This is a genomic window from Vibrio maerlii, from assembly GCF_003415655.1.
Lineage (GTDB): Bacteria > Pseudomonadota > Gammaproteobacteria > Enterobacterales > Vibrionaceae > Vibrio > Vibrio maerlii.
On the sequence record NZ_QRHC01000004.1, the window covers coordinates 263,833 to 283,616 of the forward strand.

Annotated in this window: 13 protein-coding genes; 7 read left to right on the forward strand and 6 right to left on the reverse strand. The window is 43.1% G+C overall.

Annotation, left to right across the window (positions count from 1 at the left end):
• Positions 1-34 precede the first annotated feature (34 nt).
• Together DPF91_RS08675 and DPF91_RS08680 are read right to left on the reverse strand one after the other, a co-directional pair.
• Positions 35-1,690, reverse strand: a complete 1,656-nt coding sequence (locus DPF91_RS08675; RefSeq protein ID WP_420855590.1) for an alkaline phosphatase family protein — start codon at positions 1,688-1,690, stop codon at positions 35-37.
• A gap of 54 nt (positions 1,691-1,744) precedes the next feature.
• A complete protein-coding gene (locus tag DPF91_RS08680) occupies positions 1,745-2,527 on the reverse strand; it encodes a formylglycine-generating enzyme family protein (RefSeq protein WP_117234224.1) in 783 nt (260 codons plus the stop codon).
• Between the two features lie 142 nt (positions 2,528-2,669).
• On the opposite strand from DPF91_RS08680, the gene DPF91_RS08685 reads away from it, so the two are divergent.
• The 4 genes from DPF91_RS08685 to DPF91_RS08700 all read left to right on the forward strand — a co-directional run bounded on the left by DPF91_RS08685 (position 2,670) and on the right by DPF91_RS08700 (position 7,180).
• The gene (locus DPF91_RS08685; protein WP_164684096.1) at positions 2,670-3,992 is read left to right on the forward strand and encodes an anaerobic sulfatase maturase; all 1,323 of its coding nucleotides are present in this window, start codon (positions 2,670-2,672) and stop codon (positions 3,990-3,992) included.
• A gap of 9 nt (positions 3,993-4,001) precedes the next feature.
• Positions 4,002-5,021, forward strand: coding sequence for a tetratricopeptide repeat protein (locus DPF91_RS08690; protein ID WP_164684097.1), 1,020 nt, complete (start codon positions 4,002-4,004; stop codon positions 5,019-5,021).
• Positions 5,022-5,618: 597 nt separating this feature from the next.
• Entirely contained in the window at positions 5,619-6,170 is a 552-nt protein-coding gene (locus tag DPF91_RS08695; RefSeq protein WP_117234015.1) for a hypothetical protein, read from the forward strand.
• 119 nt (positions 6,171-6,289) lie between these two features.
• Complete coding sequence (locus DPF91_RS08700; RefSeq protein ID WP_117234225.1) at positions 6,290-7,180, forward strand: aldo/keto reductase; 891 nt, start codon at positions 6,290-6,292, stop codon at positions 7,178-7,180.
• Positions 7,181-7,279: 99 nt separating this feature from the next.
• Here DPF91_RS08700 and DPF91_RS22050 read toward each other — a convergent pair whose 3' ends face one another.
• Positions 7,280-7,426, reverse strand: coding sequence for a hypothetical protein (locus DPF91_RS22050; RefSeq protein WP_164684099.1), 147 nt, complete (start codon positions 7,424-7,426; stop codon positions 7,280-7,282).
• 269 nt (positions 7,427-7,695) lie between these two features.
• Here DPF91_RS22050 and DPF91_RS08705 point away from each other — a divergent pair, with 269 nt between their 5' ends.
• Together DPF91_RS08705 and DPF91_RS08710 are read left to right on the forward strand one after the other, a co-directional pair.
• On the forward strand, positions 7,696-8,835 hold the full coding sequence (locus tag DPF91_RS08705) for an efflux RND transporter periplasmic adaptor subunit (RefSeq protein ID WP_117234016.1): 1,140 nt from the start codon (positions 7,696-7,698) through the stop codon (positions 8,833-8,835).
• A gap of 15 nt (positions 8,836-8,850) precedes the next feature.
• The gene (locus DPF91_RS08710; RefSeq protein WP_117234017.1) at positions 8,851-12,009 is read left to right on the forward strand and encodes an efflux RND transporter permease subunit; all 3,159 of its coding nucleotides are present in this window, start codon (positions 8,851-8,853) and stop codon (positions 12,007-12,009) included.
• Positions 12,010-12,083: 74 nt separating this feature from the next.
• On the opposite strand, the gene DPF91_RS08715 is transcribed toward DPF91_RS08710, so the two are convergent.
• From DPF91_RS08715 to DPF91_RS08725, 3 genes are all read right to left on the reverse strand, one after another.
• Positions 12,084-12,746 carry a Crp/Fnr family transcriptional regulator gene (locus DPF91_RS08715; RefSeq protein ID WP_117234018.1) on the reverse strand — a complete coding sequence of 221 codons (663 nt, stop codon included), beginning with the start codon at positions 12,744-12,746 and terminating at the stop codon, positions 12,084-12,086.
• Between the two features lie 97 nt (positions 12,747-12,843).
• Positions 12,844-14,058, reverse strand: coding sequence for an EAL domain-containing response regulator (locus tag DPF91_RS08720; RefSeq protein ID WP_117234019.1), 1,215 nt, complete (start codon positions 14,056-14,058; stop codon positions 12,844-12,846).
• Between the two features lie 2 nt (positions 14,059-14,060).
• The gene (locus tag DPF91_RS08725; protein WP_117234020.1) at positions 14,061-15,764 is read right to left on the reverse strand and encodes a response regulator; all 1,704 of its coding nucleotides are present in this window, start codon (positions 15,762-15,764) and stop codon (positions 14,061-14,063) included.
• A gap of 128 nt (positions 15,765-15,892) precedes the next feature.
• On the opposite strand from DPF91_RS08725, the gene DPF91_RS08730 reads away from it, so the two are divergent.
• Positions 15,893-19,765 (forward strand): ATP-binding protein, encoded by a 3,873-nt coding sequence (locus DPF91_RS08730; RefSeq protein WP_164684101.1) that lies wholly within the window; start codon positions 15,893-15,895, stop codon positions 19,763-19,765.
• Positions 19,766-19,784: the final 19 nt, after the last annotated feature.

Sequence of the window (19,784 nt, forward strand, 5' to 3'; positions counted from 1 at the left end):
CTCCTTTTGCTTTTATTGCCAGCGCGAGAAGTCGTTATTTCGTTACCTCTGTGAGCACTTTACCTGTCGCACCACTCGGTAAGGTAATACCTAGTTTGTTGGACAGAGTCGGCGCGACATCGTAGGGCGTTACCTCGCGGTTAATGGTCTGAGGTTTGATGTCCATCCCTGCAAAGATCACCGGTACATGAGTGTCGTAGCGCCAAGGTGAACCATGAGTCGACGCAATGGTTAATCCATCCATATCGGCAATGTAAGATCGAGGTTCAAACACAACATAAACATCACCTGAACGCCTTGGGTGGTAGTTATTTTCAACCAACTCCATAACGTGTGAGTTTTGTACAGTGCCTTTAGCAATATCTTCGCTAGTCACGGCAGTGTTAACGCCTTTTACCTTTGCGACTTCTTCTGCAATCACGCTTTGTACCGCTGCGAGGTCAATGTCTTTGCTTTTTATCAACTCATGATCTAGGTAAATATAGGGTTGAGCATACAAACGGATAGCTTCGTCACCTAGGCCAAACTGATCTTTAAGCTTTGCCATTAAGGTATCTGAAATAAGCGTCTCTTTATTAAAGTACTGAGCATTGCGAAGACCCAGTTTGTTCGCAACAGGCGATGCCTCCGGCACACCATGGTCAGCCGACAGAACTATTAAGGTATTCTCGAGGCCAACGTGTTGGTCTACGTTCTTGAGCAGATCTGCAATCGTTTTGTCTAAACGGATGAGATTATCTTCGGTCTCTAAGCTGTTTGAGCCGTACATGTGTACGACATAATCGTTAGAAGAAAAGCTCACTGCTAGGTAGTCGGTAAAATCACCTTGACCAAGCTTTTCTTGTTGCAACAGAGTATTAGCAAAATCACCAGTTATTTCATCACCCGCAGGGCTTAGTGTCAGCATAGTAGAGAAGTACTTAAAGCTTGCAGGACCATAGGGGTGCGGGAAAGTACGATTAAAGCCTGCAAGATCAACTTTATGATCTTTAGCGACCTCTTTTAACGTGTATTCTTCCCGAGGTAGGGCGAGTTCCCATTTTTTGCCTGAGTACTGACTTGGGATTGCTTTTTCATTCCAGCGAGTAACCCACGCAGGATACTCGTCGTAGTAATAATCACTGGTGACAAATCCCGACTGCGCTTTAGAGAACCAAAAAGCTTTACCCGAGTGACCTGCGAGTGAAATGGCACCACGATCCTTTACCGAGACCGAGAAAATCTTAGATTGACCATTGCTAGAGAAGGCCAACTCATCACTGAATGTTGTAGAGAGGATAGGAGTAGGAGATCGGCCATCTTTCTGCGCGGCTTTTTGTGTTGGGTCAATCTCTGTCGATTTGTCGACACCAGCTCCACGGGTCAGCATCGAGTAATTATCGTCTTCAACGTTATAGACTAAACGTTCTTCTTGTCGGTCGTACCAAACATTACCGACCATGCCATGAACTGCGGGTGGTGCGCCCGTAGCTAAGGATACGTGGCCGACAATAGTCTCTGTATTTCCATGCAGGTAATGAGCATTGGTAAACACAGCACCCTCATTGAGTAGGTAATTGAAGCCACCTTCGCCAAAATTGTGTTGGTAGCGGTTTAATAGATCACCGCGAAGACCATCGACTGTGATCTGTAGTACGAGATCAGGTTTATGCTCAGCTGCCATAAGAGAACCAGACAGCAGGGCGGCCATGACTGAAAACGTTACACGTGAAATTGCCATATTGAGTCCTTGTTAAAGAAGAATTTATTGTGCGTCTTTTGCGAGCCTTAAACCGATATCAGACATAATTATAGATTGACTAGCGAAGTCTCGACGGTAATTCTCTGATTCATCAGCAGAATATGCGAAACTGCCACCACGAACAGACTTATGGGCTAATCCCACATTCGTATCTTCAATGTTGGCTGGGTTATCTGTTTCACCATAGCGATAATAGATGTCGTCATAGGCATCAATAACAAACTCCCCAACGTTGCCCGTCATGTCATAAAGTCCAAGCTCATTCGGCTTTTTCAAGCCTACTGGATGCGCTTGGTTATTTGAGTTTCCATGGTGCCATGCAACTTTGTCGATGTTTTGTGCCCCTGCGTAGCTATAACCCTTACTTTTCGTTCCGCCTTTGGCTGCGAATTCCCATTCTGCTTCTGTAGGTAAACGATAGTTTTCACCCGTGAGCTCATTCAATCGCTCAATGAAGTAATTGGCTTGTTGCCAACTTAAGTTGTTCACTGGGATATTAGGTCCGTTAAAGTAACTATTAGAAGATCCCATTACACTTTCAAAGATTTCTTGCGTCACTTCAAAGCGAGAAATTTTGAAACTATTCACCGTCACCATGCGGGCTGGCGATTCAGCCTTGTCTGCTTCAGGTCGATCTGAACCCATTTCAAACTGACCACCTTCGACTTGAACCATGTTCTGGTTTATCTGCAAAGCAATAGGATGAGGCTGTTTAGTCGCACAGCCTGTTATAAGGCTTCCTAAAGCGACGATAGCGGCAATTTTAGTAACTGATAGCGTTGGCATGGTCATAACTAAGTTTCATGGAAAGGATGATTTCTGCATTCTACCTAGCGTTGATATGAAAATTAGTTATACACACTATAACAGGAGCTTGGGCTGATAGAGGGGTAATATTAGCAACAAGAAATAGATATCGAGGTGATTCATGCTCTTAACACAAGGTCCTCAATTTAATGGCAAACCATCAAAGCGAATGCATGTGATGGCTAAGCCTATTGGTGCAGTATGTAACATTGATTGCGACTACTGCTATTACCTAAGCAAACAGGATTTGTTGGAGTATAAACCAGGCTGCTCTCCGCAGATGGATGATGCGCTACTAGATAACTATATTCGTCAGTATATTGAAGGCCAGAACACCCCAGAAATCATCTTTTCATGGCAGGGTGGTGAACCGACAATGTTAGGTGTGGATTACTTCCGTCGAGTTGTTGAGCTACAAAAGAAATACTGTCCACAAGGCGTTGTGATTGCCAATGACCTACAAACTAACGGTACGTTATTGAATGACGAGTGGTGCGAGTTCTTAAAAGAGAATAACTTCCTTGTCGGGTTGAGTATTGATGGACCAGAGTTGTTACACAATGCTTACCGTACTAACCGCGCAGGGCGTGGCACATTCCGTCAGGTAATGAAAGCTGTAGACCTACTCCACAAGCACCAAGTTAAGTTTGCTACGTTAACGTGCGTCAACAACTTAACGAGTCAAAACCCACTTGAGGTTTATCGCTTCCTCCGTGATGTGGTTAAGTCACCACAAATGCAGTTTATCCCTATCGTCGAGCAAAAGACGTTTAGAGACGTCGCGCCTCAAAAAGATGAGAGGGACCAGCAATTGCGTCAAGGAGACAAACGTCTCATCCCAGGCCACAAAAACTCAATCATGGAGCCATGGTGTGTATCTGATGAAGCGTGGGGCAACTTTTTAATTGCGATATTTGATGAATGGCTTGCCAAAGACCTTGGCAAGGTATTCGTTCAGTATTTTGAGGCCAGTGTGGAAACTTGGATGGGGCGACCAAACCCACTTTGTACGCTCGGTTCGCTTTGTGGTAAGGGCTTAGCGATGGAACCTAATGGGGATGTGTTTAGTTGTGACCATTACGTTTATCCTGACTACAAAATCGGCAATATCAGTGAACAAGCTATTGATGAAATGGCGTACAGCGCTGAGCAACAAAAGTTTGGTTTTGCGAAGAGCAAAACTCTGACTTCACAGTGTGAAAAGTGTGATTACAAGTTTGCTTGTCACGGTGAATGTCCAAAAAATCGATTCATCAAGACAAGAGACGGTGAACCTGGCCTTAACTACTTATGTGCTGGATGGAAAAAGTTCTTCAAGCATGCAGATAAAGGATTTGCACAAATATTGCGAGCGACACGCAACCCAGTTGCGCATGGCTCGTTTAACGATCAGAAACTCAAAGAACTGATCGAACAACGTAAAACCTTTACTCTAAACATGTAGGAGTACTCTATGAAAGCGGCAAAAATTTTACTACTGAGTTTATTTGCGAGTACAGCGATTGCAGCGAGTAATCCTGCTGATCAAGCGAGCATCAACCCGCAAGGTAATACTCAATCGATTGAGACCTTGAAGTCTCAAGATCGAGCCACACAGCTTTCCTATATTGCCCAGGATAAGAGTGCGTCTGCAAAAGAACGTTCAGAAGCTTTGCAAGAGCTTGCCAGTTATCCAAGCCAGAATGCGTTAGTTGCGATAGCTCGTGCATTAAAATCCCCAAATGCGGAAATTCGAGCAGCTGCAGTTGCAGGAGCAATCCCGTATCAAGTTGAGTATCGTTGGCGTTTAGTGTCGCCATTGTTGCTAGACGACAATAAAGAGGTAAGGCATGCAGCAGCACTAAATCTAGCTAAAGACTATCAAGGCTTTAATGCCGAGCAGAAAAAGTTGTTGCTTGCACCTATTTCGGAGCTCAAAGAGGATTTAGGGGAGAAATCTGACTTAGAAAGTCAGTTAACCACCGCTAACTTAGAACGTTGGACCGGTCAGTACGATCAGGCTGCCAAAATGTATCAAGAGTTAACGTCTAAACCACTAGAAGCAACGGAAGAGGTATGGCTTAACTATGCAGACAACTTCAGAGCTCAATCTGATGACCAAAGCGCTCTTGCATTACTTGAAAAAGGCTTAACTCATCATAATGATAGCGCGAACTTGCATTACTCTAAAGCGCTGACATTAGTGCGACTTGAGAATCGCACAGAGGCGGCAAAGTCAATGGAGTCTGCGGCTAACCTGGCTGAATCAAACAGTTACTTCTGGTACCTAAACGGGGTTTTACAAGAAAACGTGAATATAGATGAGTCGGTAAAGTCATTTGAACAAGCTTACTTAATTTCTGGCTCACCTGAACAGCTTTATGCGTTATGCGATATCTACATCAAATCAAACAACGATAAAGCAGAATTGTGTATTCAAGAGTTGAGTAAAATTGCACCTGCTGACGTGATCGAAAGCTTAAAAAAGAGCTAATTTATAAACTTATATAGAAAGGTAGTTTGTAAAAATAAATGTGTGACTTTGCTTGTACTTTAGAAAGTTAGAAATCACAACATAGGTAATCTTAGTGTTTAGTTAATCAGCAATGAGCTCGCTAACCGATAGATGAATCGTATAAAGCATCTAAACCCTGTTCATTTTATAAAATGAGCGGGGTTTTGTTATTCTTGTAACTGGTACGATAAGTTGAATTTTTGTTATTGATGTGTAAATTTAACTAAGTAATTACACTTGATGAGGAAAGCACATGGAAATCGTCGAATATGCTTATGACATGATTGACTACTGGTCTGTGTATAAAAGTGCCGCGATAGGGTGCTTGTTTGTTCTCTCGATTTTAGTTGCGCTTTGTTGTTTACCACCAACTAGAAATTATATGGAATAAAGTATTGTATTCACACTGCCTTATTGGTACTCTGTACGGGTAATGGTTCTTAGTACTGGGATGTACTTTAATAATTCATATTTTTTGATTGATCGGGCACGCAGCCCGATTTTTTTTATCTGTTGCTTAGGGTCAAAGCTTTAGCTTCGCGTATAATTGTTCAAAATGAACAAAACAACTACAAGATGCTGAATTTCAAAACCCTTCTAGCCACCTTACTTGTCACGACTTCCGTACAAGCCGTCCCACTCAGCTTTTCAACAACACATCTGCCAATCACACTTGATGCACTTTTAGAGCATGAGCATGTAAATGAGGTTATTGAGTGTCCTCAGAACTTAAAAGAAGCACTATGCTTGCATTCACTGCAGTACTATTCCATCAGAAGTGACGCTATGTTGGAGCTTAATGAAGAGGGCGATGTTGCAAAGATTATACTTGAGGTCCCAAACAGTGCCTTCGCATTTAATCAGTTACATCTAAATATGCGTAGAGATCGCTGGAGTGTGGTTCGGGTTAATGCAGAGGCAGACGTTTACGATGTTGAACAGGAATTAGGGTCTAAATCTGTTGTCCAAGTAGACAAAGAGCTTGTTGCTTTTATTAATAAGACATCATCGATTTTTGAACGCCGGTTTGATTTTAAGTTAAGTGGCACTCATGAAACGTATACAGCCTCGTTAGTGACAACGCGAGAATCACTGGTTCTGTCAATTAATAATCAACCAATTGATTAATGTGAAATGGATCACCCCATTGGGTTACGGGACGTTTGTCGAATAACCAACGATTCTCTAATATAGCTTGCAGGTAAAATAAGGAGATTCCTGTGGTAGATAACGTAAGCAAAGTTGTAATGGCCTCTCAAGGCCCAGAGTTTTCTGAATTAGTACAGGGTTATTGGCGTTTGGCTGATTGGGGAATGACTCCTCAAGAAAGACTGACGTTTCTTAAAAAACACATCGAACTGGGTGTCACTACAGTAGACCATGCTGACATCTACGGTGGTTACGAGTGTGAACGTCTTTTTGGTGAAGCTCTAGCTCTGGACAAATCAGTACGTGATGACATTGAAATCGTCACTAAGTGCGATATTAATCTCTGCACGGACAAGAATCCAGAACGCAAGATCAATCACTACGATACCAGCAAGACTCACATCTTTAATTCGGTAAATAACTCACTAGAGCGCCTCGGTGTAGATAACATCGACGTTTTGTTGATTCATCGTCTAGATGTACTGATGGATGCTGATGAAGTCGCAGAAGCTTTTGCAGAGCTTCATAAAGTCGGCAAGGTAAAGCACTTCGGTGTCTCTAACTTCACGCCACGCCATTTCGAACTGCTTCAATCTCGTCTAGGCAAATCACTGGTGACGAACCAAGTTGAAATCAATCCTCTCAATTTCGAGGTTGCTCACGATGGTACGTTGGACCTGATGCAAACATTGCGTGTTCGTCCAATGGCATGGTCGTGTCTAGGTGGAGGTAGCATCTTCAATGGTGATACCGAGCAAGCGAAACGTGTTCGCGCAGAACTTGAGCTTATTCGTGAAGAAGTGGGTGCTCAAAGCATTGACCAGGTAATCTATGCTTGGGTACGTAAACTTCCGTCTAAACCACTACCAATTATTGGTTCTGGTAAAATTGAACGTGTGCAATCTGCAGTCGATGCTCTGAAAATTGAGCTGACACGTGAGCAGTGGTACCGAGTTTGGGTTGCATCTAAAGGACACGGTGTGCCATAGAACCAAAAACATAATCGATATACAGTAAAAGGCCGCTACCTATTGAAGGGTAGCGGCCTTTTTAATCCTATGTTACCCACAAGGGTCTAAAAGACTCGGTTAACTCCCTTCTAGTCCAGCCTTGTCGTAAGCTTTACTCAGTAGCGAGCGGCGCTCTGCTTCTAACAGCATTTTGCGCTTTTGTTCCAGATCTGCATCTTCATTAATTGCTTTTGGTACAAACACATAAAATTTATTAGTTGTCATCGTAGTGCCTCTAACAGTAGTGATGAGTTATCAGTTTAGGCAGAGCTTTTGTGATATACCTCATCCTTTTATAAAAAATATGAGGCGGAGTGGCACGGCGTAGAGTGAGGTGGAGTACGGAATAAGCGATATTACCTTTGGTAGGGTTTACAAATTGAAACAACTCATATCTGATTTTTGATACGCCTCGGACATTTCTATTTATCTAATTGTATAACGTGCTTGTGAAATTCTAATTTCGTATATTTACAATTGCTTATGGTTAACTCATGAATAGAAAACTACTTCTCGCTACAACAATTGGTGCGATTCTCATAACTGGATGTTCAGAGCCTTCGGGCCAGAAAGCCCAAGCTCCTTCTCCCAATGTTGTTACACAAGATGTTAGTGTAATCCCTCTGCAGTCCTCTCGCGCTTATATTGGACGTATTGAAGCGGTAGAAGATGCTTCAATCACTGCGCAAGTTTCTGGCTATATTTTGTCTCGAAACTTCACGGAAGGTCAGATTGTGCAAAAGGGTGAATTGTTATACACCATTGATCCAGCCCCTTTTGAAGCACTAGTTGCAAACGCAAAGGCTGCGGTTGCACAAGCAAATGCGGCATTAAAGAAAGCGCAACTTGATTTCGAGCGAGCACAAGACCTATTACCTCGCGGCAGTATTTCAAAATCAGAATATGATGCATTGAATGCTGCATTACTTGGCGCAGAAGCACAGTTAGAAGCAAGTCGTGCTCAATTGAACTCATCTGAAGTTAGCCTATCACATACTAAAATTGTCGCGCCTTTTAAAGGTCGTGTTGGTGAAAGCCAAGCAAGTATTGGTGACCTAGTATCACCAAATAGCGGCATCCTAACTACACTCGTTAGCTTAGATCCAATTCACACCTCGTTTAGCATGAGTGAGCGTGAGCGTCTGAACTTCGGTATGGACAAAATGGAAGGCGACGGAAGTAGTGAATCAAATAGCGTTGAAGTTCACGTCAAGTTAGAGAATGACGAGTACTTTGAGCACCTAGGACAACTTGATTTTATCGATAACCGCATTAACACCAATACCGGTACCATTTCTTTAAGAGCTATTGTTGATAACCCTGACTACCGACTGCTCCCTGGTCAGCATATCAGTGTTGAGCTAAGAGAAAAGCAAGCGAATGACGTTAACGTGATTCCTCGCCGCGCTGTTCAAACCGACTTAGAGGGCCATTTTGTGATGGTTGTTCGCGAGGGGAATATCGCTGAACGTGTCAACGTGACGCTGGGCGCACAAACTGAGCAGGGTATTGTTATCAAAACAGGCTTGCAGCCTGAAGATGTCGTGATCACTCAAGGCCTGCAGCGTGTGCGTAATGGTGTAACAGTTAAGGTGTCCGAACATGTCGATGTCGGTACTTCTGCTGAGCAATAATAGGCTGGAAAAAGTATGTTAAGTCGTTTCTTTATCCAGCGTCCTAAGTTCGCGCTGGTCATATCCATAATTCTCACGTTAGCAGGTGCAATCGCATTAGCTGTTTTGCCTGTCGCTGAGTATCCAAAAATCAGCCCACCATCTGTAAGCGTCACAGCATTTTACACAGGCGCAAGTGCCGAGTCTGTAGAGCAGGCCATTGCTGACCCGATAGAATCTTCGGTCAATGGTGTAGAAGGCATGATCTACATGTCCTCAAAGAGTGCGAATGATGGTTCTTATAACCTTAATGTGACCTTTGAAGTGGGTACCGATCCAGATATGGCTCAGGTAAACGTTCAGAACCGTGTATCCCAGATCGAATCTAAGCTTCCACAAGAAGTAAGAATGGTTGGTGTTACGGTTAAAAAACGCTCTCCTGATTTGTTGATGGTACTGAACTTCTTTTCTCCTGATGGCAAATATGATGACCAGTTCCTGATCAACTACATTAACCTAAATGTGAAAGATCAGTTGGCGCGTATCAAAGGCATCAGTGAGGTCAACGTACTCGGCGGTGGTGAGTTCGCAATGCGTGTGTGGGTTGACCCACTCAAACTTGCTAGCTTGAACATGACCACTTCTGATGTTTATGGCGCACTTGCTGAACAAAATGTCCAAGTGGCAGCAGGTCGTGTTGGTGCTGCGCCTTATAACAACGCTCAAGAAGTTCAGTTTAACCTAGTAACAAAAGGTCGATTAGAAACTGTTGATGAGTTTGAAAACGTTGTATTGCGTGCAAACCCAGATGGCACGACGGTTTATCTTAAAGATGTTGCACGTGTTGAACTAGGTAAGAAATTCTACGATGGCTCTGGTAAGTTCCGTGGTCAAGATGCTTCAATCGTAACGTTGTCACTTCAGTCCGATGCAAACGCACTGGAGAGTGGTAAGTTAGTGATGGATCTACTTGACCGCATGAGTGTTAATTTCCCAGACGGTTTAGCTTATGAAACGAGCTACGACACAACCCTGTTCGTTGCAGAGTCTATTAAAGGGGTGACAAAAACGCTGGTTGAAGCAATTTTGTTGGTTATCGCCGTAACTTACCTATTCTTAGGTAGTGCTCGTGCTACCTTGATTCCAGTTGTTGCTATTCCCGTATCCTTGATTGGTACCTTTGCAGTCATGCAGATGACAGGCTTTACCATTAATACCGTAACCTTGTTCGGCTTGATTCTCGCCATTGGTATCGTGGTGGATGATGCGATCCTCGTTATTGAAAACGTTGACTCGACAATGGCAAAGAACCCATCTATCTCACCTCGTCAAGCAACCTTGCAGGCGATGAAAGAGGTAACAGGCCCGATCGTTACGTCGACTTTGGTTCTTCTTGCGGTATTTTTACCTGTATCTATGCTGCCGGGTATTACAGGCATCATGTATCGTCAGTTTGCGTTGACAATCTGTATCTCTGTTGTGATTTCATCTATCAACGCACTGACACTATCTCCAGCATTGTGTTCATTAGTGCTTAAGCAAGGTGGTGGTAACACTTCAAGTTGGTTCCAAGCGTTCAACCGTGGCCTTGATCGTGTTACTCATCGTTATGGTCAGGTTGCTGGCTTACTAGTGAAGAAAGCGATCATGCTTGTGACCTTCTTCATCATTGCAGTAGGTGCAGTAACTTACTTTGCAAAGACCACTTCGACGGCATTTGTACCCCAAGAAGATAAAGGTATTTTGCTGGTTAACGTTCAACTGCCAGACTCGGCTTCTTTGTCACGTACGGAAGAAACGGCAGATCAATTGGTCGCAATGGTTGAACAGGAACCAGGCGTCGATGGGATTACCTTAGCCAACGGTTACGCATTCATGACCGGTGCTGCTGCATCAAATGGTGCATCGCTGTTTATCAAGCTCAAAGAGTGGGACGAGCGTAACAACTTAGAGGGCGACCATTCCGCACAAGCTATAGCAAACCGTATTAACGGCCGTGCTGCAATGGAGCTACCTCAAGCGATAGTATTTGCAATGGGCCCTCCAGCCGTGCCGGGTATGGGTGCCGCATCTGGTTTTGAGTTCGTACTAGAAGATACGCTAGGCCGTAGCCGTACCGATCTTGCGAATGTAATGAACGAGCTGATTCAGAAGGCGAATCAACAACCAGAGATTCGCCATACCTTCAGTACATTCCGAGCGAACGTACCTCACTACTATGTTGATATCGACCGTGATAAGGCGCAGCAGCTTGGTATTCCATTGTCTTCAATTTTCCAAACGCTACAGGGTAACCTTGGTTCGCTGTATGTGAATGACTTCACTATGTTTGGTAAGAACTTCCGTGTAACGATGCAGGCCGACAGCCAATATCGTAGCGGAATGGAAGATCTAGAATTGTTCCATGTTCGTTCTAATCAAGGTGAGATGGTACCACTAAGTACGTTGGTGTCTTACGAGCAAATCTTTGAACCAGATGTTGCTTGGCGTTACAACATGTACCGTAGTGCCGTTATTCAAGGTCAACCAGCAGATGGTTACTCAAGTGGTGATGCTATTGCAGCGATGGAACGTGTTGCAGCGGAAGTTCTACCACAAGGGTATCAGTACGAATGGACTGGCATGGCATACCAAGAAGTTTTGGCAGGTAACCAAGCGATCTACGCATTTGCTTTGGCATTGATCTTCATTTACTTGTTCATGGTTGCACAGTATGAGAGTTGGACTGTTCCACTTGCGATCATATTGGTAGTACCAATCGCGACATTAGGCTCATTCCTCGCATTGAACTTAGCGGGTATACCATTAAACCTATATGCTCAGATAGGACTCGTACTCTTGATAGCACTCGCCGCAAAGAATGCGATTTTGATTGTAGAGTTTGCTAAGAATGAACGTGAAGAGAATGAACTCGATCTTGATGAAGCAGCAGTGAAGGGCGGTAAACTGCGTTTCCGTGCAGTAAACATGACGTCATGGTCTTTCATCTTAGGTATGTTCCCACTGGTATTTGCTTCAGGTGCGGGTCACGTAAGCCAAAACTCGTTGGGTATTTCCCTAATTGGTGGTCTGCTCTGTGTATTACTTGCAGGTACATTCTTGATTCCTGGTTTCTATGCCATGATTCAACGTCTGAGAGAGAAAGCACATGGTGGCAACACTAAACTTGTTCCACTGGATGATGACGAGAAGTAATTCGTCACATTAACGTACAAACGCCGAACTTTATAAGTTCGGCGTTTTTAGTTCTAGGTTACAAAGGCGGTGCTTTAATCTAGAAGCATAGCATTTTCGATTTTCATTAAGCGTTCCTTAAGCCTTTTAAGGTCGTTGATGAAAATATTACCGCGTTCAAGACTCAGTTCATTTGCTGATTCCAAATTCTTTAACACTTCGTTTAGACGTGGACGAGATATCCCGGTGATAGTGCTAAGTTGCTTTTGTGACAACTCCAAGCGAATAACGCTTCCTTGAATATTTTGTGCATATTCAGCTAGTTCAGTGAGGGTGTAGACAATACGAGTTTCTTTATCGAAAAGCGTAACCAATTGTGATGTTAACCAACTTGATGTCATCGCTTCACGAGAATGATAAAGGAACTTATACACTTCTAAATTCACCTCACAGAGCTTGTTGAGTTTGTCATGTGGGAAAAACACCAGTTGCAACGGAGATACTTCCTCCACGTGGCTATGAACTTGAATACGTTTGTTTTGTTCCGGACTCCCGACCCAGATACCTCGACGAATCACCGCGGAGTTCATGGTATTCACGACGGTTTCTGGAGAGAAATGAACAAACGCAATCCCATGTAACACATAGAATACGCCTTGTTCGTTAGGGTGAGATAGGCTGTCTGTAGTCTGAGCTATATCAATCAGGGCCTGTTTTGTATCCTCGCTTAGAGGACATGGCCATTGAATAGAATCCATTTTAGTCAACGAGATATCGCCTTTTTCTAGGTTCAAATATAACAACGACGACTGATAGAAGTCGCCGCTTAATCACACATTTATAAATCTAACGCTTTTATTCAGTGACTGCGACGGATTTTTCAATCCGTTTTTGAAAATGCTTCTGGCAGTATTCAAAGAAGTTCTGGGCTGACATTGGCTTCGCCAAATAATAACCTTGTAAAACATCACAGCCAAGTTGTGCAAGTCGACGCGCTTGCCCTTGGGTTTCGACACCTTCTGCTACGACCTTTAAATCTAAACTCTTACTCAACGCAATGACGAAACGAATAGCCGCTAAGTGTTTATCATTCTGTAGCATTTCTTTAACGAAGAATTGATCAATTTTAAGCTCAGTGAAAGGGCTCGAAATGAGCTGGGTTAGGGAAGAATGGCCTGTACCGAAATCATCGATCGAGATTGAAACTCCGCGCATACGCAAACGACTCGTGTTTTCAAGTGAACGAGCGAGGTCTGTTGCTAACTCAGTTTCAGTGACTTCAAGTGTTAACTTGTTAGGTGGAAAACGGGCTTCTTCAAGTATCTGAATAACACGATCGGCAAAGTCATCGTGCTCGAGATCAGAAGGAGTGACGTTGACGGATATGCCCATTTGCCATCCTGCTCGATGCCAGCTTGCAGCAATATCTATTGAACGCCGAATCATGATGCACGACAGCTGATAACTCAACCCTAGTTCGACTAGCTGGTCGAGAAAGTGGATAGGAGTAAGAATGCCTAAGCTAGGGTGTTGCCAACGAATTAAAGACTCAGCACCGATTAATCGACCATTTCTGGCATCAAAATGAGCTTGGAAAAACGGTACGAACTCATCGGAGTAAAGCGCACGTTTAATGTCTTGATTGTTAATTGTGGTATCAACATTTGCTTTGGTATGGGTAGGTAAGGTTTCTTGGGCTACCCAATCGAGCATTTCAGAGACTTGTTCACGCTTTAAAGGCTTAATAAGGTTAGTTACCTTCTTAATACCATATGAGCGAGACATCTCTATCACTGCACTTTGTACATCAGAGGCAGCGCTACTTGTGAACACGACAGTTGGCGAGATCCCTTGATCAGCCAGTTGACGAACAAATTCCACACCATCCATCTCTGGCATGTAGAGGTCACAAAAGATGACATCTGGAATCGTTTTCTTCACCCTCTCTAAGGCTTCAATGCCATTTGAAGCGGTATGAATGTGAGCATGATTAATTGTAGAGAGCATGCGCTCTAAAATACGACGTTGAAAAAGATCATCTTCAACAATCAGAATATTACAAATTTCCATATTTATGCCACTGGGTTGGATTGTAAATCTTTGAAGTCGAGTTGTTGTGCAAGAATCTTGCTTTGAGCATAGAACTCTTTTGACTTAATAAAGTCTGTTCCTTTTAGTTGCTCTCGACATCGAAGGACCAGTGACGTTACCTCGCGACGACCCATGTTTGCAGGCCATGCACGAGTAAGAACACCTAGTAATAATTTCGCTATTTCCGGATCGGCAGCTTGAGAGTCGATCGCTTTAGCCAAAATAATACTCGCGCGTTCAAAATTTCGATTTTCAATACAACGAATCGCTTCTTTCTTCATTTTATTTGCGGATTCGCTAAGGCGCTCAGACTTGCTTCGCCATTGAGACATATATGCGAGTACTGCTTTATGTTCACTCGTAAAAGGCTCACGTTTAAGTTTGATGTTAATCGCTTCACTTTGTTTAATGTAGTCTGAGTGATTACCCATAAGTAACGTAACTCTAGAAAGCTCTATTTGTTCGAACAAGCTCGGAGTGTGGTTTTCTAACTGAGCGATTAACTGGTTGTACTCATCAAGACATTCGCGCGCTTTTGTTAGGTTACTTTTAAGTATATTACCGCGAGCATAAAGCAAGAGCTCCATAGGCTTGTACGTAAGTCGGTCAAAATTTGCGCGCCAGCTTTCAACCCACTTAGTAAATGCAGATAAATGAACAAGTCGCGACTTGTGAGAGGAGAACTGAGCTTGATCAAGAAGCAGTAGTGCGCCGAGTTGGTACATTTCAACGCTTTCTCGAAAAGAATGGCGTGATTCAAGGATCATGCTTTTGATGGCTTGAATGGCGATTGGCAGCTCGAACAACGCCATGTGCAAGTACACTTTTAGCCAATGGCGTTGAATCATTTTCGGCGAAATAGTGATCGCATTATCAATCTCTTCAATCGCTTCTCTAAATTGGATTTGAGCGACATTGAGCTCAGACGATAGGTGAGAGGCCGCTGCGGAAAGAAAGGTGTCTTTCTTCAATGGCTTTAACAGGAAAATCCCTTGCTTGTATTGGCGTTGCTTTAGCGCAATTTGACCAAGCGCTAGCATTACACGGCCATTTTCACCGCTGTCTTTCAAATTTATAAGCACATTACGCGCTTCGTCTAAGCGGTCGAGTTTGATGAGTGCATTGGCTTTTATTAACTGAGAGCGAACGATGATATCGTCATCGGTATAAAAGTTCTCATCAATAAGCGTAATCGCTGATTCATATTGTTTTTTGTCATAAGTAACGAGAACGTCTGAGAGTAACTTTTTTTTACGGATAAAGCCTGGTAGACGTTCTTTTAATGTGGAGTAGTTGAGAGGCTTGAGTAAGTAGCCATCTGGTTCTAACTCCATAAATCCACGAACTACATCTGCAGTAGCGTCGCCAGTGACAATGATGGTTACGCAATCGGCTGCTAACAACCCTTTGGTTTGCAGTTCATCAATTAATTGGAAACCATTCGCCTTATCGCCAAGGTTGTAATCGAAGAAAACCAATCCGTAAGAATGCTGTCGACAGCGCAATAGTGCTTCTTTCGCATCTTGTGCAAAGTGAAGCATTTCTCCTTCGTAGCCGAGCTTTTGTAACATTCCTTTCGCAGCTGTGCGATACATCGAGCTATCGTCGATGATGAGTACAGGTCTTGATTTATCTATCGAATTAAATGGCATGAATGACAGTTGTGAGAGTTTATCAACTGTCATATTGTTTACTATTTTTATACAGATGTCTGTTCCCTAAAGAACAGAAGTGCGTGTTAAAACAAAATATACTGTATCAAATACTGATAAATATTCTGAGTTTGATGACTGTGCAATTGAATTATAAATCTATGGTTAAAATAGGGAGTCTCGTTACGACATGGCTATTCCTACTCGTACTTAACACTTCAATTGCCAGTGACTCAATATCTAATGCCGAAAAGTCGAATGGGCAGACTATTGTCATCGGTATGTCTAGTCGTGAAAAGGGAACCAACTATCTTTCTGATAGTGAACGGGATGATTTCATAGGCGGCTTAACAAGTTATTGGAATTACTGGGGAAAGCAGAATAACTTTAATATCGAGTTTCTTGATGACACTCAAGAAAATCTCTTACTTGCATTAGAGCTTGGGGAGGTCGATATCATCGCGCTATCGGCTTTTAAGGAATCAAGACGATTCAAATTTCAATATTCAATCCCTTATATCGAGTTTCAGGGTATTTTGTATAAAAGCCTCAACCCCTCGACAGCTGAACCCCAAATAGCCTTAAATTTACCCCTTGGTGTCTATCCAAATACACTCAATGAACAACTAGATGTTGCCGCTCATAACCCTATTATCAGTAACATCATTACGCGGGCGCACGAAGTTGACTATATCTACAGTTGGAACACCGTAGACTTTGATGAAGCGCTAGTGCGATCCAACCATCACACCAAGTTCGTTAAAGTCGCCAACGATCAGCAGATACTGGTACGTGCCGTCGTTAAAGAAGAAAACTTTGAATTACTAGAGGCTGTTAACCGGGGAATTCGTCATATTGATAAAGAAGTCGTAGACTCATTTTTTACCTCCGAGATTTCAACGCAGAATATATCCTACCGTCACTTGGTTGGCAGTTACTTAACTAACTTAACGCCTGAACAAGAAAGCCTTGTGACACAAACACCAGTGATGACATACGCACACCTAATTCAGGGAGAAGAGCCTTACTTTATAAGCCAAGACTTTTACTATGAAGGCTACATGACGGACATCATGCGTGATCTCCAAAAATCATTGGGGGTTACGTTTAAACCGGTCGCTTTTCATTCATTTCAAGATGCATTAGACGCTGTTAATTCGGGTAAAATCAACGTATTCCCTGGCATCTACCAAACAGACGCACGTGAAAGTACGCTGAGTTTTACTACCCACGTAGATTCTTCAAGTTTAGCTATTGTTAGTGAACAAGATGTGTACTCGCTAGAAGAGCTTGAAGGGAAGCGGATTGCATCTGTTCGTGGCTTTTATGAAAACGAATTAGTAAGCGAAAAGCTTAAAAACAATCCTGTAATCTATGTCGATACTGCTAAAGATGCGATTGTGGCGGTTGCAGAGGGTAACGCTGATGCTTATATCGGTAAACTTCTCAAGAGTGCATATATTATCAACCAAGAAGATCTGCATGTTCTTGACCTGCATAAAGCCAATGACTTTCATAGTCAGTTTCTTCCGCGATTAGCGTTAGCGAAACATGAGTTGAACTGGATAGATCTGCTGAATTTAGGGATCTTCGCGCTTGGCGAAGACTATCAAGAGGATATGCAAGCGTACTGGAAGCGTAACCTATTTCTAGCCGAAGAGTCTGAGAAAGTGAGGAAGCTCTACAAGAACATCCTTGTTGCGACAGCATTTGTGGCGATCTTCATGCTCTTCTTGTTCACTTTCCACCGTTATCAGTTGAATAAAAGAAACAATGTTCAACAATCACTTGAGCGCGCACTTAAGGAAGCTGAACAAGCTAAACGAGAAGCCGAAGACATGACGCTTGCGAAATCCGATTTCTTAGCGCGAATGAGTCACGAAATTCGGACACCAATGAATGGTGTACTTGGTATGGCAGAAGCAATCTCTTTTACCAAACTTGATAAAGAACAAGCGGACTTGCTGCAGACGTTAAACGGGTCCGCTCGAAACCTGATGGCACTACTAAACGATGTTCTCGATTTTTCCAAAATGGATGCGGGTAAGCTGACTTTGGAGTCGATGACATGTGATATCAGCACACTTTTAACGAGTGTTATTGGCAACTTTAAACATAAAGCGAATGCTAAGAACCTTGAAATGACGAGCCGCATGGATAGTCACCTGCAACATGCTTACTTGTGTGATTCCACTCGTTTGATGCAAGTTTTAAATAACCTGGTTTCTAACTCCGTTAAGTTTACCCAAAAAGGCTATATCGAGCTAAGCGCTCAATTGATTACGCAAGAATATAAGGTGACGGAAGATGGTACGCGTGTAGACCTTATTGGATTTCACGTGCGTGACAGTGGAATTGGTGTACCAACAGATAAACTCAACTCACTATTTGACCCGTTTGTACAAGCTGATGGTGACATTACCCGTAAGTTTGGTGGGACTGGTTTGGGTTTAAGTATCTGTAAAGAGATCATTTCCGAAATGGGTGGTGATATTCGAGTGTCATCTGTTGTCGATCATGGTTCATTGTTTAGCATCACGCTTCCTTTGGTTTTGGATAACAGCAACGAGCAGATGGTCGTGACAGATACTCAGCTTGAAGAAAACAACAATGAGGTTAAAGAACTTGGCCAACTTAAGGTTCTATTCGCGGAAGACAACGAAGTAAACCGCAAAGTCATTGGCGGTCAATTGAAGCGTCTTGGCGTTAACTTCGATGAGGCTGAAAACGGTAAAATAGCACACGAAAAATTTCTTGCTGACCCAACTTATGACATTGTGTTATCAGATTGCCATATGCCCGAAATGGATGGTTTTGCGCTTGCTGGGGAACTATCAAAGAATCGCAAGAACAATACTCCTTATTTAATCGCGATTACTGCGGATGCATTAAGTGGTGCGGCGAAACGTTGTAAAGATGCTGGCTTTGATGATTACATCTCTAAACCATGTCCGATGGACATACTGGAGAGTAAGCTTCGTGATGCTGCTGTTACCACACATACTGACATGTCTGATTTCTCACAGAGCCCGAATTCATTGACAGATTGGTTGGATGCGAATAGTTCTGATAATGAAGATGGGCTACGAGAGGAAAACGTTCAAGGAGATCAACAGGTTCCTGTAGATTGGCTAACAGAAGAGTTTAGTGGTGACTACAACGCACTCATCGATGAAGACCTCAGTTGGTTGAGTGATTTTGAAACAGAGTCGGTGCAAGAGGACATCGTCTTAACCGAGTCTGATATCGATGCGAAGTTTCAAGCGAGCCTAAGTCCCAATATGGTTACCTCTGTGTGGGATGACAATGAGGAGGGTGCGTTTGAGCTTCTTTCTCAAGGCGCAAATAAACAAGCAGATCTAATATCCGATGAAGCTCAAACGATTGACGATCCTTATGAAGACATGTTTGAAACTATCGATCAAAACCATGACTCGAACACTGCTTTGAGTGAGCATGATCAAAACCTTCTTGATGACCTAAACAGCTTCCTGGAAGCGACTGACGAAGACTCTACAGAAAACTTCGAAGACGAGTTTGAAGCATTTTTGAATCAAGGTTTTGATGACATACAAAGCGATGGGTTATTCGACGTAGAATCAGAAGCAAGTGACATTGCATTGACCGACCTCCTGACTGAACTCACAAATCATGAAGGCGAACCTTCAAGTCCTATTCCAGAAATAGAACCGTTCGACCCTGTTCATGTTCTAGCAATGAGTGGAGATGACGAAGAGATAGCAGCAGAAATATTAGATAGCTTTATTAGTGCATATCAGAGAGACATTCAAGAACTCCAAACAGTTCTAGCAAGTGCCGATACAAATCACTTGAAAGATACGGCACACAGGATCAAAGGAAGTGCTCTATATCTCGGTAACAGCGCTTTATCAGAAACGGCTAAAGCGTTAGAGCATGAAAGTGCAAAAGGAAGCCTAGAATCAGCCCAAGAGCGCGTGGACTTTATTTGCCAAGCCCTGCAAGTGTTAGGGCAAGAAGTCGAAACTTATCGAGCAGCGCTAGGTGTATCTTAATGACAAATAGACCTATTTC

What these genes read in the sequence shown, in the direction of transcription:
- DPF91_RS08675 (WP_420855590.1), bottom strand. Translation starts at nt 1,690, where the DNA reads ATGGCCGCCCTGCTGTCTGGTTCTCTTATGGCAGCTGAGCATAAACCT.
- DPF91_RS08680 (WP_117234224.1), bottom strand. Translation starts at nt 2,527, where the DNA reads ATGCCAACGCTATCAGTTACTAAAATTGCCGCTATCGTCGCTTTAGGA.
- DPF91_RS08685 (WP_164684096.1), top strand. Translation starts at nt 2,670, where the DNA reads ATGCTCTTAACACAAGGTCCTCAATTTAATGGCAAACCATCAAAGCGA.
- DPF91_RS08690 (WP_164684097.1), top strand. Translation starts at nt 4,002, where the DNA reads ATGAAAGCGGCAAAAATTTTACTACTGAGTTTATTTGCGAGTACAGCG.
- DPF91_RS08695 (WP_117234015.1), top strand. Translation starts at nt 5,619, where the DNA reads ATGCTGAATTTCAAAACCCTTCTAGCCACCTTACTTGTCACGACTTCC.
- DPF91_RS08700 (WP_117234225.1), top strand. Translation starts at nt 6,290, where the DNA reads ATGGCCTCTCAAGGCCCAGAGTTTTCTGAATTAGTACAGGGTTATTGG.
- DPF91_RS22050 (WP_164684099.1), bottom strand. Translation starts at nt 7,426, where the DNA reads ATGACAACTAATAAATTTTATGTGTTTGTACCAAAAGCAATTAATGAA.
- DPF91_RS08705 (WP_117234016.1), top strand. Translation starts at nt 7,696, where the DNA reads ATGAATAGAAAACTACTTCTCGCTACAACAATTGGTGCGATTCTCATA.
- DPF91_RS08710 (WP_117234017.1), top strand. Translation starts at nt 8,851, where the DNA reads ATGTTAAGTCGTTTCTTTATCCAGCGTCCTAAGTTCGCGCTGGTCATA.
- DPF91_RS08715 (WP_117234018.1), bottom strand. Translation starts at nt 12,746, where the DNA reads ATGGATTCTATTCAATGGCCATGTCCTCTAAGCGAGGATACAAAACAG.
- DPF91_RS08720 (WP_117234019.1), bottom strand. Translation starts at nt 14,058, where the DNA reads ATGGAAATTTGTAATATTCTGATTGTTGAAGATGATCTTTTTCAACGT.
- DPF91_RS08725 (WP_117234020.1), bottom strand. Translation starts at nt 15,764, where the DNA reads ATGACAGTTGATAAACTCTCACAACTGTCATTCATGCCATTTAATTCG.
- DPF91_RS08730 (WP_164684101.1), top strand. Translation starts at nt 15,893, where the DNA reads ATGGTTAAAATAGGGAGTCTCGTTACGACATGGCTATTCCTACTCGTA.